This window comes from Anaerotruncus sp. 80, from assembly GCF_009936115.1.
Lineage (GTDB): Bacteria > Bacillota > Clostridia > Peptostreptococcales > Anaerovoracaceae > Senimuribacter > Senimuribacter intestinalis.
In genome coordinates this window covers 1-16445 of the sequence record NZ_QWES01000022.1, presented here as the reverse complement: position 1 = coordinate 16445, position 16445 = coordinate 1, and the positions used below count along the sequence as shown (strand labels likewise).

Here is a 16445-nt window from a genome sequence, read left to right as displayed (position 1 = left end):
TTCACCTCTTATTTTGTACTTGGCTTTTTTATATAATTTAGTGGATCTTTCGCACTTCCGTTGATAAAAATACGAAAATCCAGATGATCTCCCGTTGATACACCAGTAGTTCCCATCTTTCCAATCTTTTGTCCCCTGCTTACCTTCTGACCTGCCTTTACCAGTATGCCATCTGATCTCAAATGCATATAACTGGTTTGGATGCCTTTGCCATGGTCAATTTTAATCATATAGCCACCTGCACCACCGGAGTTTTGTGCATAAATGATAGTTCCCCCGTCTGCTGCATATATAGGTGCACCGGAGTATGCTGCAATGTCAATTCCCTCATGGTATGTGCTTGCACCAGCAGTCGGCGCATCCCGATACCCAAAGTATGATGTAATGATACCGCTGGATACAGTAGGCCATACATATTTTCCTGTAGCTGCGCCATTTCCTTTTACATAGCCTCCGCCATTATCAAATTGATACAGGTCATACATCGTCATAATTTCAATCAGACGCTGACTGTAATCAACAGCAGTTGCATAGCCTGCTTTGTGAATGGCAACCGCCCATTCATCCGCAGTCTTACAACCCTTGGTATATGCCGTATAGTGACCACTCGATAAAAGCTGCCCGTGGTCGTCAATGCTTTCTGCGACATTATGATACTTTCTAAACTTTGCCGTAATCACATAGCTTTCTCCGCCTGATGTCTGCTCACCAGTTTGATACTCTTTATAACCGGCAGGTCCAATGCCTTTCATTCCGAACAGATTATGACATTCATAAGCGAGCAGCGACAAACCTCCCGGATAACTGCCGCTACTCTCTAAAATGATTTGTGCCAGTGTAAGAGATGCCGGCACGTCATATTTTTCTTCGCTGTCCATGGCTCCCATAATCATTTCTTCTGTTAGGATTTCCGGCAGCCCCTCCATGCTAATACCGCCTCTTCTACCACCGCTTTCTGCTGTAACAGCGACGCCAATAACAAGAAGCAGTATTAATAGTAGAAAAAGAATCCCCCCTGATCCAATGCTAAAAGAAAGAATCCATCTTTTTTTGGAAGTATCCATCATGCACCTCCGGCAAACAGCTGCTCCTCATACTGTTTTGAAAGCCATACTTTAAAAAAGATATTCCTATCTCCAGCAATTGACAGAATCGTTTCGCCTTGCTCCAAATACGGAATCTTTTCCCGCTGCCAAGGACTAAGCACGCCGCCAAATAATCTATCTATCAGTGGCAATACGCTGGAATCCTGCTTGAATATAAACTTGTATTGCGTAAGTTCGAAGATAATCTTCAGTTTTTCTATCGCTTCGCTTGATGATCCTTCCGGTGCGTAATCGCGGATAGATTGTGATGCCAATGTAACTCCGACAAAATATTTTCTAGCCTCCCTAAGAATAATGATGATAAGATCCAAGATAAACTCAAATTTTGCATTAATCCATCTGTGGCTCTCATCAATGATGATTAAAAACCGCACCACATCTTCAAAGTCAATCGCCTTATTCTCAAATTGCGCTTTCATCAGACTCCCATTGGCAACAGCATTATCCCAGCAGAAGTAAGTCATATTAAAAAGTTGGGCGACGAAAATGTTGTCCAGATCCTTAATCATACTGATGTCAAAAGTTACGATTTTTTCGTCAACAATATTATCAATGGTTGTATGTCCATCAAACATTTGGCCGTAGTTTCGTACGAGAGACGAAATTGCTTTATATATGCTATTCAGCTGGCTGACTTCCTGAATCAGAAGCGCCTTTCGCACATCATCTGCCTTTGCTGCTTCATCTGTTTTCACATCCATTTCTTCTTTTATATAAGCAGCAAGGTCTGAAAACGTCGGATATCTGTTTGCTGGAAGCCCTGTAATGCGGTTTCCTTCTCCCGGCACTAACTCAAAGCGCTCGTACAAAGACCTTAAAATATTCTGTAAGTCAATGAGTGTTTCATAAGTGGTTCCCGGTACTAAGCACTGATAAAATGCACTTACCTTTGAAATATGGCGAACATAGTTAGTTCCGTCATCATCTCCAGATCTCAGAATTTCCAGCGGATTCAAAAGCCCATGTTGTCCGTCACACTTTATGATTTTGCCACCAAACTCTCTTGTCAGCTGCGTAAACTCTCCAGAGATGTCAAAGCAGCGCACGAAGTCACCTCGCTCAGCACGCGAACGAAAACGCTTCTTTAAAAAGGTAGATTTTCCGCTACCCATATCCCCTACTGCAAGAGTATTGTAATGCTTACGCCTGTCTGTTTTCGCAAACTCATCATACACCACACATCCTCCGCAACCAGTAAAGCCCAGCAGATCTCCGCCATCATCCTCAAGGGATGAAAACTTGAACGGATATCCGCCGGCAATCTGTTCTGTCATGAGTGACAGTCCCTTAATAGCGAAGGGTTCTGCTGCTTGCCTGGTATAGCTTTGCCAGAGAGATTTCCATTCCCTCTCTCCTTCATTGAGCAAAATCGTCGGCATATACTCATCTGCTTCCAGATTCTCCATGATTTCCCCACACTGCGTTTCCACACTGACCAGACTCTTACCTGAAACAAAAATCCGAAAGTGCATCATCTTGACCACTTCTCCCATGGATTTCACCTCATCGTACATGAGCTGCAGCTGATGCTGCCGCTTTTTGCTATCGTAGACCTCCTGATAGTTCGTAGCGTGCAGCTCCCGGCTAAATTCCTCCTGCAGCGCACGGTTAATGTTTTTCTGAACCTCGCGCTTATCTCTAGTTGAAGCATCAATCACTGTAATGCAATCCTTTTGCCGTGTAATGTCTGACAGCCAGTAGTCGTCCAGCCTTGTAGGCAGACGGTAAATATGGATAATCTTCGTATAGCCATCGCCAGTGGTGATATAGTTCGGTGCAGCAAAGGTGATTCCGCCTTGCGGCTGTATGTAAGAAAAAAGCGGCAGATCTATACAATCTGTCGCTTTCGCACTTTGTTTCTTTCTTTTCATTTTATTTTATTCCTTCCTCTCTTATAATCAGCGAGTTTGGATTGCACAGTTTGTACACGATCTGCAGCTTTTTTTCCAGACTAATCTCACGTACACCATCTCCAAGGATAGATAGTTGCTGCACCTGATCGTAATGCTGCTCCGCAGTTCTACTCATGAGGACAAAATAATATTCCCTTTTCCGGGTTCCTTTTTCTGCGCGCTGCAGCTCCGAGATAGAACGCTGCAGCCATTTTTTTCGCACCGGATCGTTAGTCTCCTGCATTTTCTTCGTTAGTCTCTTCTCCTGGCTAAGTAGATTCGTCGGGAAGTTCATGCTGATAATCTTAATATCATCCTTATACAGCTTCAAAAATTTTGCAAGCCTAATCATCAGCATCTGCACTTCATCTTCCATCATGTTGTCCACGTCATCAGCTACCTTTTCGTAAATATCAAAATAGCTGCCATCATTTAATACAAATGCACCGGCATCCTCATCGTAATACCGAATTGGTAGGATATCTAGATTATTCTTCTGTGCAGCCGGTTTGCTTTCCTGCCGCCCCTTCTCTTCTTTATTTATCTTCGATTTCTGCAACAAACTCTTGCACCTCCTCTTCGTATACAGCCCTATAAACAGACGTATTATGTTTTAAAAGCAAAAAAATGCTTTCCAAATTTCTTCTCTTGCGATTAAACGCACTCCTGCAGGTCAAAAAGATGCAACAAAGCAGTGAAAATATATAATACGGGAGATGAAGCGAAGGGTGGACCATAGCTTTCAGCGCATAAGTTATCGCCATATAGCTTAAAACAAAGAAGAAATCCAGTGCCTCAACATTTTTAAACACACGATTAGGACTTTCAATTTCCTCCGTAATCAAATATTTCATTCCTCATCATCCTTTCTTCTGTTTCTCTCCTTGATGTTGCGATCAAAAATACGACCTTTATATCTTGAGATTACCCGATTCTGGTTCAGACTGCTGTTCTGCTGTCGTTTTATGCCACCTTGTTCCATCATCTGTTCAAAACGATCTGGTTTTTTGCTGGAATCATTGATGTGTGTATCAGACTTCTCTGGAAAATCAGTATGCTGTGCCATTTCATTTTGATTCCCAGCTACAGTATATAGTTCATTGCCGTCATGCCCACCGTTTTCCATAAATGCACCTTGCTGCTTGCCTTCTTCTGAAGTATCGCTGCTAGTATCGCCAATCGGTGTTCCTTCATCTGCAGAGTTATCCATGAAGGCTGCATCATAAGTTCCGGACTCCTGATTCTGCAATCTTTGCCCTCTACCATTTTCATCATCTTCTGCATTTGCTGCAGCATCTGAATCCATAAAGGATGTGTCAGAAAAATCCTGCTGCGCTGCACTATGTCTGCCCCCTGCATCAAGATTATCTGTTTCGGATTGTGCTTGCCCAGTATTATCATTTTCGACAGAAGAGGCTACCTCTGCATCATTTGCCTGTCCGTTAGCCATAAAGCTATCAGAATCTCCATTGCCACCCATAGCGTTACGAATTGCTTCATTAGTAGCTGTAGCCTGACGATTCATCATATGGCGTTGCATACCGTAGCGTGCAGCCATCTTTGCCGGCGCCGCAGCCGTATGCATTGCTTTATGTGCTGCGCCACTACCTGCCTTATATACTGCCATCATCCGTGCGGTCGATGACTTTAATCCAGCGTCCATGCCCAGGAGTTTTTCCACCAGATTCGGCCCGTCAACAACGGAAAAGGCAATAAACAGAATAATCGCAGCTTCAAGCAGAGAGTTCATTGCTATCTCATCAATGTACGCTGTAAAGAAATAGAACAGCTTGATGCAAAGAGTAGTAACAAAGAGCAGTATATATGTATCTCTGATAAAAACTAAGATCTTTGCAATCTTTTGTCCGCCAGATAATTCTGCACTGTAAAGATACGCTAAAAGCCTTGCAAAAACTAATTCGAAAGCAAGTCTGGTACATTTGTATGCCATGGCAATATATAAGACAATGACGGATAGCATTTCCAATATCACCGGGAGATAGTCGATCTTGTAACGGTAATAAAAGTTATTACCTATAGACGTCCAAGCTACACCATCATAAATTTCTCCGATGTCATAGCTGCTACCATCACCTCCAGTAATAATCATCTGCGTCAGAATATCCTCTGCTGCTGCATCATTAAAATCGTAACTGTCACTGTCGGGATCCATCACTTCCGCATAATCCATGACATTCATTCTCTGGCTGGTCATTTTAGGATGCGGCAGCTTATTCTCATTCTCCTCATAATTGATATTACTTAGCCCAATCTGCTGATCCAGATAATAGATATCCATCATGTTGTTTCCTATGATATCATATACGTTTCCAGCTGCAGTATCCTCCGTCACGCTATCTATACCTGTTTTTGCATCCAAAACTGCCGTATTAAGCTGCTGAAATACTACTGCCGAGCAGGTCACACATAAACAGGCAATACAAATATTGATTGCAATCTTCGGCTTTTTCTCGTGGTTTGCGATGAGCATAATTCCAAGAGCAAAAATCGATATAGCCATAAACGCTACAAAGACCGGTTTAAATTCTTCAATAAGAGTGTTGATTTTGGGCCACGTTGTAAAATCTACAAGCCCAAAGGTAATGTCATATAGTTGCTGACAGGCATCTGCCACAGTGGTAAGCAGCTTCAGAATCCAAAACCCAAAGGTTCTCAGCGCACTTGTAACTACATTATTTTGCTGAAACAAATCACCATTGACCAAATAAAAATCAATTAGTTCATTCTTACTCATGCTGCGCCTCCCATCAATTCCAGTATTTCTTCTTTTTCTTCTGTTGTATAACCGCTTTTACAGACAGCTTCCGTAACTTTTGACAAGGTTTCTTTTCCTGTGGTGATGCCAAGAGTCTCCTTATATGCCTCATCAATTTGCTGCAGCTTGTAGCAAAGAGACAGATACTCCGGCAATTCTTCCAATTTCATATAGCTTTCCGTTTGCCTTGCCATATTCGTAATTGCAGTATCTGGTTCGTAAATCATAGATGTATAGTCAATATGCGCTCGGCTCTCCGTGTTAATGTCTTCAATTGCAATATCATCAGGATTGGGAAATGTGTCAGTAAGATACATGTACCTGTATAAAAGAGCCGTACCCTGCTGCATTCGCCAGCGCCCAATACGGATATGCATTTCTTCTTCCGCTGCCAGATCCCGATTTTCATTTTTATCCGGATGCTGCATAATTTGACCACGGCTTCTTGCCTCCAGCATTTCACTCTTGATTTGCTGTTTTATTCGCTCTGACGGTTCATCAGCATACTCATTTATAATCGGGTAGCTTTCAATCGCAACGCCCAGCCGGTCAGTTCGCTTGATGCCGCGATAGACCACGCACTCTCCTTCTCTGAGCCTGGCAAGCTCATCCGGATACATAAGCGGTCTTTCACTCGCACTTTCAGTAAAGTTTTTATCCAACGTAAACCGGCTTCCAGAGCGCTGCACCTCCACGATAGTGGTTTTGCCCAACACCTCCGAAAATTCCTCTGCTGTTTCTTTTCCGACACTCTTGATGTAGATCTGGTTTGCAAAGTTCTCCAAAATCGTCTTAGCATGATCCTTATATATTGCCGAAATCTGATTAAGCGCTTGTACATAAATGTCGAAACTGATACCAAGACCAAGACAAACCGTCACAAAACCGGCAAAGTTTTCGATTTCCGGGAAGTTTCCGAATTCATCCAGAATGAACTTTACCCGCCGATCCAGCTTGCCCTGCTTGCTGCCTTTGCGCGTCTTAGTTAAATTGAACAGGTACTGGTAGACTTGAGCGATGAAAGTCGTGACCAGAAAATGATTAGATCTATCCTCTGATGGAATACCGATGAAAATTGCCACAGGCTTTTCACTATAGCCGATTTCCTCAATATCGATATCGTTTTCTGCGGTTAATCTCGCGATATTATCCAGTGCAAAGATGGATACCGCAGACTGCATATTAAGGTATACACTGCCTTTGGTCCTGTCGCCTGCTGTTTTAATTTCCTGATAAAGACTTTTTGCATAATCCAGTGGTGGACGATTGTTAAAGTATTCATCCAGAGCCGTTTCTGCAATCTTTTCCCGTTCCATTTGGCTTGTTGCTCTTGCAAGGGCTTTTCTATCACACAACTCCCTAAAAAAATTCAGGCATGAAAAACAGCTAACCTTCTTCTCATTAGGATGTACTTCTGCAAAACTCACCTCTGGTGGAATATAGTAGAGACGTTCCTCAAGCAATATGTCTTCCCCATCGCCTGCAAGTTCTTCATATTTCTTTCTTGCCCTCTGCTGCTCATCTTCTGTAAGAGCGGCAAAAGCATTGCGTTTCTGGCTCCATGCTTTGCGCCGGCGTTCATTTAATTGCTTATCTTCCTCCATGCAGTCTGTAGCTATGGCGATGATGAGCGCGGTAAACAAGTCCGTCGCTGTGTTTTTCCAAATCGGCTCCTGCGTGGAATTATCCGCAGCGAAAATGGAAAAGCTGAAAGTCTTGGCCGCCATCTGTGCCTTTTCCACAAGTCCTGCCCGATAGTAGTCCACCACCAGCTGCAGTGGATTATATCCCATAGAATGCATCGGGTCTGCAAGGTTGAGCAGCCGCACGATATACCCGCGCGCTTCCAGCGTTTTTTTACTGCTTTTATATAGTTCCAGCTTTGGGTCCGCGACGATCATAGACGGTCTATCCTTCAGCAATTTCGCCCTAGAATAGACGTCAATGCTTGGGAAAACATACATCTCACCTTTACCGGATCTGGTCGTGCCGATTACCAGTGTATTAGAGTGGCTATCATCAATATAGAGAGTTTCCCCTTGCCGGGATATAATTGTGCCTCCTTTACCTGGATAGAAATCATCTTTTAAGGGCACCTCTTTATATTGATGACGTACTTCTTCTTGTGTGGTCCACCTTGCGGTACCTTTCTGCCCATGCCTTAGTTCTTTATCTGACAAACTCGCCCTGATTTGATATACAAGGATGCTGTCCAATGCTGCCATAACCAGCAAAAAAAACAAATACAATCCAATTATGCGTCCACTCCAACACCAGAAAAGCGGAAAAATGTTCCAAACTCCAAAGGACGTTTCTGACAGGCCGTTTCGAACTAAGCTAAGTACCACGTTTATCACATAATTAAACGTAAAAAAAATGACCAAATCAATGCTGCCTACTGTCAACGGAATCACGTTCCACTTGGCTAAAAAACGAGGTAGCTTCATGGTCTTAATCTCATTATTACTTCTCACTGGTTTTTACCTCCATTTGGTTTATAGCCCGTGGAATGACTGGGATTTTCCAAGTCAAACAGGCACACGGTATACCCATACGCCTCTAATATTGCTTTACTACTTTTATATAGCTCTGAATCCGCTCTATATTCTAAATTAACCATATCCATAAGATTCTGGTTTATGGTTGGCATATCTTTTACCATCTCTTTCATTTTCTTAGTTGTTTTGACTTTCTTTTTTTCTACGTGATTACTCATACTCTGTCTCCCATTCTATTTCTACTTGTCTTTGGGTTTCAATCTCCCTCACAACCTCCCGCCTTAAATCGTTGTTAAATAATCCTTCTTGGTTGCTTTCCATAAAATTTTCATACAAATCTTCCTGCAATGTATCGTTTCCTATCGTCTCTGGAAACTCTGCTTCAAGAATTGTCTTAAATTGTTCCTTCAACGAGCTTTGCGCAAAGCATCTTCGCACATAAGCATGACCGGCAAATTCAGATGCTGCATCTGCTAAGGCTTCCTTGTCCCAACCGAAATATTGACCGTGATCCCAATTCTGGCTTTGTGCATCCCATCCTTTTGCGATGAGAAAATGCCGGTCACTCCCCCGCATAAGCAATAGATCGGTATTGCCATACTCAGAAACCGCCTCTGCCAGCACCACGTATGTACATCCTCCATTTTCTATGGTCACGATGCTCTGTCCTGCTAAATCCAGCCGCTCCTCAACATGAAGGCTTTCATCAATAGCGCTAAGCCGGTTACTCATAGCCTCCTCAACCCTATCCTCCAGTTCGGTTCCTGAGTAACCTTCCTGGATTTCCGCCAATCTGATTGCCATCTCAATGCTTCGGCGGCTTTCCTCATCCATAGTCTTTATAAATGCATTGCGGCTTGTACCTGGTGTAATATACGCAGTCGGTTTACCATCAGACATCTGGTGCATGAGCATATCATAAACCATCTCAGACAGATTCCCTCTCTCACCGGTATAATATTTATCTACGTATATGCACTCTATTTCTTTGGCGCTATAACCAATAGTCCGCAGTGCTCTGTCGTACTCCTTTACTGCCTGACTTCTCGTAACTCCATCTTTAAGCACTGGATCACCAAATTCAGCCTCATAACGGTCTATATCCCGCATCGCTTCCCTGTCAATATAATCATCCTCCACTTTTTGTCTTGTCGGCTTTTCTTCGTATTCAAAGATGTTAGTTAAATCGTTGTTGACCGTTGCATAATGAAAAGCTCCAGCTTCCTGTTGTTGTATGGCCCTTCCCGGCACATAATGGTCATTTTCAATCTGCCATTCTTCAACCTTGACGCATTCCTGTCCGCCAATCGTAATCAACGCTTCACTTTTTTCCTCCAACTGCAGGTACTGCATCAAATCATGGCAAAACTGTTCTGGCATAATGTCATACGCTATACGTTGCCCCATCCAGCTGCCACGGGTTCCATTTATGCCGTTCATCAATTTAATGGCGCAACCGCCCGCAGCCTGCCACTGATGCAAATTCGTAGAATAGTCATCTAGCAATATATCCGCTGCACTTATACCTCCCGGAACATACTCTGACTTATCTTTTCCACACGGTAAAAATATTCTATGTTCCTGATTGACTTCCGGAAGATGTCGGTCTAACCACTCATTTTTCTCTATCAGTGCATATGGACTGTCCTCCAGCACTGCGGACAGAACGTATACTTCTGTATCTGATTCCGTCTGTATAAACTGCTTAACTCCTTCAATCACATTCGCATGTGGCTTTAATTCAGCATAATATCCCTTTTCATATAAAGTTTCCACGGTATCTACCGGCGTAAAAACTGCCAGCGTGCCATCCATATCAACAAAAAATCGTCGTTTTCCCATTGTATTCTTCCTCCTTTTCAGTCAATAAAAAAGTTAACTTCGCTATCTTCTGTCCTTCGTGAGTTCTCTATAGGCATCGGCATGATATATGCCGGTGTCGTCGCTGGGGTTACAGGGGTGCAGATCCCCTGTATATAAAAAAGGCAGGACATTATGTCCTGCCCATACAGTTATCTCTATCATTCAATCCCACATTCATCGTTGACTCGTATAGATACTTCTGCAAACTTAACCTGTTCTTTAAGCCACTCTGCATCCGTCTGCTCAACTGCAGTAGATGCATATCCTTGCTTTAAAAGCACATCTTCTGCAATATATTGGGGTATCATTTCATCGCCTGCATATAAGCGCCGCTCATTAAATCGGCTGTCAAAGCCTCTGTCATACAGACTATAATAGGTATCTTCACCCTCTTTTTCGATTAGGATGTATCCGTTGTTGTACACATATGCTTCCTTTATAGCTTCCGTCTCATGAGGCTCTTCCCTTTGCAACCTCTATTGATGCTTCTGCCCATTCGATTCCACTGATACATAGTGGTTGCTGCAATTGCTTCTGGTTTCTGCAGGTAAACAGCAAGCTGATTTGCAAAACGATATTTATACATCCAGCTTGCCGTATCTAAAAAAGGTATCCACTCTGACGAGCCTGTACGCAAACCATCAAGATATGCTTCAGTCAGCTTCTTTAACTGTTTTCCTTTTATCGCCATATTCCGCTCCCTTACTCTAATTCAGCGTTCTGACAGAGCCTAAATTGCCCCACATTATCTGGTGCGTCGATACCTGCCGCCTGACAGATTTCCTTGGCCGCACTTCTATCAAATAAGAAATCCTTATCCCAGTTCTCATCCACTACATCCGCCTCGTAAATCATTTTGTAGATTTCTCTCTCCATCATCAGAAGAGAAAATCTGCCCGGATTAGTTTCCGCTGTGAGTCCTTCCAGCTCCGGATATTTATCGCTTATATATATCATTGTGTTAAATGCAGCTTCTGGATCGGCATTGATCCAGGTACTGCACGCTTCTTTTGTATCCGCCATACCTCCTTTGGCAAGGTCAGATTCCATCATTAATGATGGAATCATCGCCCCCTGCACAATAATCGGTCGACTAAAGTCATACTTTTCCATAAAACCCCGAATATATTCCCTTACATAATCCTTACTATTTTCTTTTGCCTCGGCTATCATGCGGACTGGGTTCCCCTTTATACTTTCATTTTCCTGCACTGTCTTCACGTCTGTTTCCATGGCTTTCTCAACGTTTTTCTGATAGGTAAGCTGCGATACAAGTTCTGCCTGATACTCTAAATAGTCGGCCGCTTTTTCAGCGTCTCTCACGGCTTTCACGAATGTCTCCGGCTTTTTCTCAATGGCAGATACCCAGCTCTGTATATACGCTTTATGGTTTTGGAAATGGTGTTCGTCCATTTGCACCAGCAGATTTTCGCTCATAAAACAGCTGGAAAGCTCTGCGACCAATTCTTCATAAGCATAGGAAGCACTCCCAAAACTGCCCTCAAAACTACGGTTCAGTCTGCTTTGATGTCCAGTAGCATGAGACAGCTCATGGAGTACCGTCGCATTATATCCATAATCATCGTTAAAGTATTCCTTAAGCGGTAGGTGAATTTTATCTTCTATCGGTCTGTAAAAAGCACTATCAATTCCATCATGTAAAATTTCGACGCCCATATTCTCTGAAATTCTTTGAATGAACTGTGCCTGATTAATTTCCTGCACCTGCGGTAATTCCACTTCTGGCATTCCTTCAACTTGGCTGCCGTTAAACACATAAAAATATTTCGCTCTCAATGAAATACCCTCTTTGTCCTCACGTTCGCCGTATTCCTGCCATGTAATACATTTCTTTTCTTTCGCATCATATGGCATCCAATATTCAATTTGTGTACCTTTGCTTCCTTTCATAAGATGCCACTCTTTGTCCTTTATCTGCTTAAAAGTGCACCACCTTGGATCTTCCCATCCATTCGCTGTCTGTTGGTAGGACAGCCATATCCTATTGATTCCTCGGTATGCTGTTCCACTTACCGCATTAATTGGTCTGCTAATAGGACTTCTCCATTCCTGTTGCCAGCCTACTGGATTCTCGGTGATAGATTTTATAAAGGCCTCTGCTAATTTTTCTCTATATTCTCTTACCTTCTTGTCCATCTTCATCCTCCGATAATAACTCCTCTTCCGTTATCGTGTCTGTGTCAATAAAAATTGTGATTCTCTCACTCATGGTCTTTGCCTCCGTTCAAATAAATATTCCATCACTGTTTTCACATTTCAGTTCCTGATCAGAAAGCTGATCCATCTCTTTTTCAATCGCTGCACGAAAGTCACTACTGAAAAAGCCGGCTTCATCGCTTTGCATAAACTGTTCGTATAACTCTTCCTGCAGCTTTTCATTCTCTATGGTTTCGGGAAACTCCATGGCAAGCACAATCCTGAACTGGTCTTTATATGATAATTCGTTTAACTGTTCCACAGAAAGTTTCACAAACTCCTCTTCGTTTACCATATCAGTTTCTCCGGAAATGATTGTGTGCTCTTCCTGCAAATCGTTCTCATTCAGCTTTGCATAATTGCACTCCACAGCCTGCGAAAAATACCTATTGTCATTATGATCTTCCGCTGTATAAGATGTACAGCCATCTCTCCAGAAGTAAACTTTGCCATTTTCATATTTTGCAAAATGATTTTTCCACCAGTGTTCACCATCAGGGCTAATATAAATGGGCGTATCAATGGGAACTTTTGACCAGTCTATAGTAGCTTCTTTCTGTACATGTTCTACGCATTCTGGTTCCATTCTATAATCCATATCAAAGAACTTCTCTCTAAAATCACCATCGAAATGATACTGTTCTGCAATTTCTTCTGGTGTTCCTTTAGATTCTAAATAATCCTCAGGATTTCCGCAGCAATGCCTAACAGTAAACTGACCATCATCATAAGAATAAAATATGAGTTCTGCAGCAGGATTTGAAATGGTATGCCCTACAAAAGATTGCCAATGTTCAATGAAGCCATTCGCCCCATCTATATTGATTTCTGCGTTTTTCTTTTCCTTATTCATTTTTACAGCCTGCCAAAAGGCTGTTTCTTTTTCAATATTCTGTTTATCCATACGAGCACGCATATCTTTTGCAAGCTGAGATATGGCTGCCTCATCAGCTAAGAAATCATCCACATCCATATCAAGACTATGTTCCAGCGCAAGACGATCTTCATCATCCATAACGCGTACCGCTTCTATTACATCATACATATCAAATTCTGCTTCCTTTTCAAAATATGCCTGCCAGACTTCATCACTTGTTAGCGTAAATTTCCTCTTTTGACCGTCTACAATTCTTTCAATTTCCATTACTGTACCTCCTCCTTTTTCACTGTTAAAATCCTAAATAAAAGACATCAGACAGGAATTTAAATCATATAACCACACTGCCTGATGCCCTTTCTTTAACGTTTTACAGTGCTGCTTTAATAGCAGTAGCGAATTAAAATCCCCATGCAGCGGAAATTTCTTTAGCGAGTGTCACTGCAACCAGCACAAGTCCGCATCCAATGGCGACGACTCCGATATGATCTTTTGCAAAATCTTTACTTTTTTGTGATGGGATGATAAACATAAGGCCAATGACCACTAGTGCCGCTGCTACGGCAATCCAAATAAACGGCTGCCATTGCGTAATCAAAGCATTTAATCCGTTTGCAAATTTTTCCATATTCTACCTCCTATTTTTCTGTAACTATAACTGTTTCCGATTCTCTATTTCGCTTTTTTCTAATAATCAGCAAGATAGTTGCAATCAATCCACCGAGTATGATTATGGCCGCACTTACCAATAGAATCTTTTGTAGTAATGTTAATCCGACTTTTTCATAGTCTACAGTTATCATCACTTCATAGCTGGTATCTTTAATACCATTGGTATATGTTGCTACTGCATCATAAGTCGCAAGTGCAGGACTATCTGTTGACAATTCTTCTTCGTAATAGGCCGTCCAGTCGCTCGCTTTCCGTAATCCACTAAACTCTGCGTACCGAACTGTCCGCCCATTTTCTGTTACATAATTGCTACTCCATTTTCCATCGGTAATGCGGTAATCAGCCGGATTATAGTTCAAATGCCGCAAAATAGTTTCTTGATAACCTTCAAACGTTGGTGTTTTAGGGTTGTTTGGAATTTGCGTATCATCTAATTTGTAATAAGCGACATCTGAATCACCGATAAACTTTGCAGTCACTGTGAATGGTTTGCTATAACTGCTGCCAGTCTGCTTGATATCCTGTAACTTTCCAACAACGGATATTTCACTTCCATCCGGTAAAGATGTCGTAATTTCTTTTGTCTTGGGCGCATCCGGTCTTTTATCACTTCCCTTATAGGTAAGTGTTCCTGTTGCAGCATGGCGGTGATGCTCTGTCCACTCTACATCATCAAGTTTCAGCTTTTCACCCGATTTCGTAATACTTTGCTGTACCTTTTTGTCGGTAAGATTTGTATAGGTCTTTTTTACTGTAACAGGCTCACTTTTGCTGATTACACTTGCAGTCACTTTTACTGCCTCATATGACTTGCCATCCTCATGAATTTCTGCAGTATTGACAAGCTCACCTTTGCCGAGATCGTCAAGCGTGATATTTGCATAGTCCTGACCCGTTGTGATAGTCCATGCCTTTGTTGTCATGCTCCCTGCATAAGCGGTCGATGTAAGCGATAACAGTAGTATAAGGCACAACCCCATCACTCGCTTTTTCTTCATCCTCCTCACCTCCGATTTTTATATCACAAAAGGCAGCTTACTGCTGCCTTTTGTCTCTCATTATTTATCATTTATCCAATTTTCTCGCTGCAGCCAGAAGAGTTCCTGCTGCAAAAAGAATTAACAAATATTTTAGTAATGCAAAATCATCGCCTGTTTGTGGCGTACTGCCAGGTTGATTATCCTGCCCGCCCTCAGTCGGTTTTATCTCGCCCTGATTGCTACCGTTATTCGGCTTCTCCGGCTTAGTAACATCTTCTTTTACTTTATCTTTATGCGTCAGAATATATGTGCCGGCAGAAGATGTTTTTACAGTGATCCAGTTACCGCCATCCTTGTCGTAACGGTTATTGGCAATTTCTTTTTCCCTGCCATCCTTTAGATGGATTGCGATAATCTCCTTGTCGAGTAACGGGTCGTCAGCATTTAACAGCAGCGTGATTGTACCGTTTATAGTCTCAATCTCTTTTCCGCCGATGGTGATAATCACCCGGTAGACAATTCCGTCTTTGCCGGCAATTTCTTTTTCCTTGCCAGTTGGGTTATCATCTCTAATGATAGTAACCACGATGTCGTCCTGCCCAGCCTTTTCAGCAAGGTCTAAAACGCCATCGGTGTCTATTACGACTTTGCCGACCAGCGTGTTGATAGACAGGTCAAGCCCTGGTCTTTTGCTGATTTCCTCTAGCAGCGAGCCGGGAATTTTTGTACTGATGTCATCGTCATCTTCTGCTGGTTTAATAACCACAACGTCAGAATCATATAGATTAGCTTGTTTAATCAGCTCACGCTGGTTTTCTTCTTTTACCTTATTTGTACCATCATCATCCTTTTCAGTCGGCGTTGTTGTCGTCGTAATATCGCCGCTATCATCGTATTTTGGTACAATCTCGGTAATGACTTCTGTTGTCTCCGGGAAAATAAAGTTAAATTTACTCCTTGGCATTGTCAGATAACCGCCGGTCTCGGCGCTGGAACTTTGCGCATAAGCACAGGTAGGGACAGCAATCAGGATAGACATTACCAAAGCCATGATGAGGCTTCTTCTCGTTTTCTTTCTTTTCATCTGCTCCCCTCCTTACTCCGTCTCAACCGTTACTATTAGATTTGCAACCTGTTGCTGATTGATGGATTTGCTCACAATACCGGTTTTCCCAGTTAGCTTAAACACCTTTTGCCCATCGACTGCAATAGTGCCGCCAGCGGTATATGCACCTTTGGACAAATCAAATTCGCCTATTACAAGCGAGAACATTTTACTATCCTTTGCAAGTGCGGCAAAGTCAGTACTGTTTGCAGCAAGCGTCCAACCATTTAATATATTGTCCACCTGCACGCTGCTGACCGTAATTGCCTTTGAACCAAGATTTTCCACTGTTAAGTCACTTACTGTTAGATTAGCGGAATTTGCAGTACCAGTCATTGTGATAGATTCAGATACAGTAAAATCAAGCATTTTGCGGAGATATACATGACCCTGCGTAACGCTACCATTGATACCATACTTACCCTCTATATCTTCCGCTTGGCTATATCCCATATCGTC

General features: G+C 42.5%; 15 protein-coding genes. All 15 read right to left on the bottom strand.

From position 1 onward, the window contains the following. Positions 1-8: 8 nt before the first annotated feature. Positions 9-1064 (bottom strand): peptidoglycan DD-metalloendopeptidase family protein, encoded by a 1056-nt coding sequence (locus D1155_RS11645; RefSeq protein WP_160202585.1) that lies wholly within the window; start codon positions 1062-1064, stop codon positions 9-11. Then, positions 1064-2977: a hypothetical protein gene (locus tag D1155_RS11640; protein WP_160202584.1), complete on the bottom strand. Its 1914-nt coding sequence runs from the start codon at positions 2975-2977 to the stop codon at positions 1064-1066. The genes D1155_RS11645 and D1155_RS11640 overlap by 1 nt, the downstream gene beginning before the upstream one ends. A gap of 1 nt (position 2978) precedes the next feature. Continuing rightward, the gene (locus D1155_RS11635) at positions 2979-3560 is read right to left on the bottom strand and encodes a conjugal transfer protein TraC (protein ID WP_160202583.1); all 582 of its coding nucleotides are present in this window, start codon (positions 3558-3560) and stop codon (positions 2979-2981) included. Between the two features lie 288 nt (positions 3561-3848). Further along, complete coding sequence (locus tag D1155_RS11625) at positions 3849-5753, bottom strand: pLS20_p028 family conjugation system transmembrane protein (RefSeq protein WP_160202581.1); 1905 nt, start codon at positions 5751-5753, stop codon at positions 3849-3851. Then, positions 5750-8248, bottom strand: a complete 2499-nt coding sequence (locus D1155_RS11620) for a type IV secretory system conjugative DNA transfer family protein (protein ID WP_160202580.1) — start codon at positions 8246-8248, stop codon at positions 5750-5752. The genes D1155_RS11625 and D1155_RS11620 overlap by 4 nt, the downstream gene beginning before the upstream one ends. Next, entirely contained in the window at positions 8245-8490 is a 246-nt protein-coding gene (locus D1155_RS11615; protein WP_160202579.1) for a hypothetical protein, read from the bottom strand. Before D1155_RS11615 ends, D1155_RS11620 begins: the two co-directional genes overlap by 4 nt. Beyond that, a complete protein-coding gene (locus D1155_RS11610) occupies positions 8483-10114 on the bottom strand; it encodes a hypothetical protein (protein ID WP_160202578.1) in 1632 nt (543 codons plus the stop codon). Before D1155_RS11610 ends, D1155_RS11615 begins: the two co-directional genes overlap by 8 nt. 179 nt (positions 10115-10293) lie before the next feature. After that, the gene (locus D1155_RS11605) at positions 10294-10560 is read right to left on the bottom strand and encodes a hypothetical protein (RefSeq protein WP_160202577.1); all 267 of its coding nucleotides are present in this window, start codon (positions 10558-10560) and stop codon (positions 10294-10296) included. A gap of 11 nt (positions 10561-10571) precedes the next feature. Next, positions 10572-10826, bottom strand: a complete 255-nt coding sequence (locus D1155_RS11600) for a hypothetical protein (RefSeq protein WP_160202576.1) — start codon at positions 10824-10826, stop codon at positions 10572-10574. 11 nt (positions 10827-10837) lie between these two features. Beyond that, a complete protein-coding gene (locus D1155_RS11595; protein ID WP_160202575.1) occupies positions 10838-12292 on the bottom strand; it encodes a zincin-like metallopeptidase domain-containing protein in 1455 nt (484 codons plus the stop codon). An 88-nt stretch (positions 12293-12380) separates the two neighbouring features. Further along, positions 12381-13496 carry a hypothetical protein gene (locus tag D1155_RS11590; protein WP_160202574.1) on the bottom strand — a complete coding sequence of 372 codons (1116 nt, stop codon included), beginning with the start codon at positions 13494-13496 and terminating at the stop codon, positions 12381-12383. Positions 13497-13629: 133 nt separating this feature from the next. Then, positions 13630-13857 (bottom strand): hypothetical protein, encoded by a 228-nt coding sequence (locus D1155_RS11585; RefSeq protein WP_160202573.1) that lies wholly within the window; start codon positions 13855-13857, stop codon positions 13630-13632. Positions 13858-13867: 10 nt separating this feature from the next. Then, positions 13868-14899 (bottom strand): hypothetical protein, encoded by a 1032-nt coding sequence (locus tag D1155_RS11580; RefSeq protein WP_160202572.1) that lies wholly within the window; start codon positions 14897-14899, stop codon positions 13868-13870. 67 nt (positions 14900-14966) lie between these two features. Further along, positions 14967-15965, bottom strand: coding sequence for a hypothetical protein (locus D1155_RS11575; protein ID WP_160202571.1), 999 nt, complete (start codon positions 15963-15965; stop codon positions 14967-14969). A gap of 12 nt (positions 15966-15977) precedes the next feature. Further along, positions 15978-16445: hypothetical protein (locus tag D1155_RS11570; RefSeq protein ID WP_160202570.1), on the bottom strand; the 468-nt coding region annotated here is incomplete at its 5' end.

Coding starts and splice junctions, on each gene's coding strand:
- D1155_RS11580 (WP_160202572.1), bottom strand. CDS start 14,899: ATGAAGAAAAAGCGAGTGATGGGGTTGTGCCTTATACTACTGTTATCG.
- D1155_RS11600 (WP_160202576.1), bottom strand. CDS start 10,826: ATGGCGATAAAAGGAAAACAGTTAAAGAAGCTGACTGAAGCATATCTT.
- D1155_RS11610 (WP_160202578.1), bottom strand. CDS start 10,114: ATGGGAAAACGACGATTTTTTGTTGATATGGATGGCACGCTGGCAGTT.
- D1155_RS11585 (WP_160202573.1), bottom strand. CDS start 13,857: ATGGAAAAATTTGCAAACGGATTAAATGCTTTGATTACGCAATGGCAG.
- D1155_RS11590 (WP_160202574.1), bottom strand. CDS start 13,496: ATGGAAATTGAAAGAATTGTAGACGGTCAAAAGAGGAAATTTACGCTA.
- D1155_RS11625 (WP_160202581.1), bottom strand. CDS start 5,753: ATGAGTAAGAATGAACTAATTGATTTTTATTTGGTCAATGGTGATTTG.
- D1155_RS11615 (WP_160202579.1), bottom strand. CDS start 8,490: ATGAGTAATCACGTAGAAAAAAAGAAAGTCAAAACAACTAAGAAAATG.
- D1155_RS11595 (WP_160202575.1), bottom strand. CDS start 12,292: ATGGACAAGAAGGTAAGAGAATATAGAGAAAAATTAGCAGAGGCCTTT.
- D1155_RS11645 (WP_160202585.1), bottom strand. CDS start 1,064: ATGGATACTTCCAAAAAAAGATGGATTCTTTCTTTTAGCATTGGATCA.
- D1155_RS11640 (WP_160202584.1), bottom strand. CDS start 2,977: ATGAAAAGAAAGAAACAAAGTGCGAAAGCGACAGATTGTATAGATCTG.
- D1155_RS11575 (WP_160202571.1), bottom strand. CDS start 15,965: ATGAAAAGAAAGAAAACGAGAAGAAGCCTCATCATGGCTTTGGTAATG.